We start from the raw sequence: 821 nt of genomic DNA on the forward strand, positions 1-821 counted from the left end.
TGCCACACGCTGTTGCTGGCCGATACTGAGTTCAATCACTGGCTTGTCGAGGAGATCTTGAGGCAAGTGCAAACGGCTCAATAGGTCCTTCGCTTCTTGCTGCATCGATTGTTGTAGTTGCTGCTTGCGTCGAGAGGAAAATTGGCAGGGTAAAGTGACATTTTCAATCACGCTTAAATAAGGCAATAAGTTAAATTGCTGAAAAATATACCCGATATTATCTGCTCGGAATTTATCGCGTAAGCTTGGGCTTAGCGCTCTAATCTCCGTCCCTAGCACATCCACTCGGCCTTGTTGAACTTGGTTGATACCAGTAAGCAATCCTAGAAGTGTCGATTTTCCGCAGCCACTGGGACCTTTAATGAAGACGTGTTCACCTTCTAAAATAGAGAATTCAGGGATATCTAAAGTCGCTTGGCGGGCATTCGGCCAAGAGAAACGTAAGTTCGTAATGTTGACAACCGGAGTCACGGCATCAGACAGGGTGCTGTCCATCTCAAATTCCAATCATTGAAAGTTTGTTAGGGGGAATCACCCCCTAACAAAACAGGTTAGAAAGATAGTGTGTTGTTTTTTGGCGTTAACTTAGTCGCGGATTGTGCTTTATCTGTGAGTAAGTTGACACTGATCGATTGAGTTGGTTCAAACAATGTAAACCAATCTGTCGAGATAGTTTGCAGCTTGTTTATGTCATCACAATGAAAATGGTACTCAACGGTGAAGGTTCCGTGCCCATCACTGTGATCATGGTCGTGATGTTCGTGTTTGCCATCATCGTGATGTCCATGCTTGTCATGGTCATGGTCATGATGTTCGTGTTT

2 protein-coding genes are annotated in these 821 nt (G+C 44.5%); both read right to left on the reverse strand.

What is annotated here, in order from left to right:
- A partial coding sequence (locus ACP45E_RS01255; protein WP_069584613.1) for an ATP-binding cassette domain-containing protein occupies positions 1-495 on the reverse strand: 495 nt, incomplete at its 3' end.
- A 56-nt stretch (positions 496-551) separates the two neighbouring features.
- The coding region (locus ACP45E_RS01260) for a ZrgA family zinc uptake protein (RefSeq protein ID WP_141707170.1) at positions 552-821 on the reverse strand (270 nt) is incomplete at its 5' end.

This window comes from Vibrio genomosp. F10 str. 9ZD137 (assembly GCF_049974785.1).
In the GTDB taxonomy this organism is placed as follows: domain Bacteria; phylum Pseudomonadota; class Gammaproteobacteria; order Enterobacterales; family Vibrionaceae; genus Vibrio.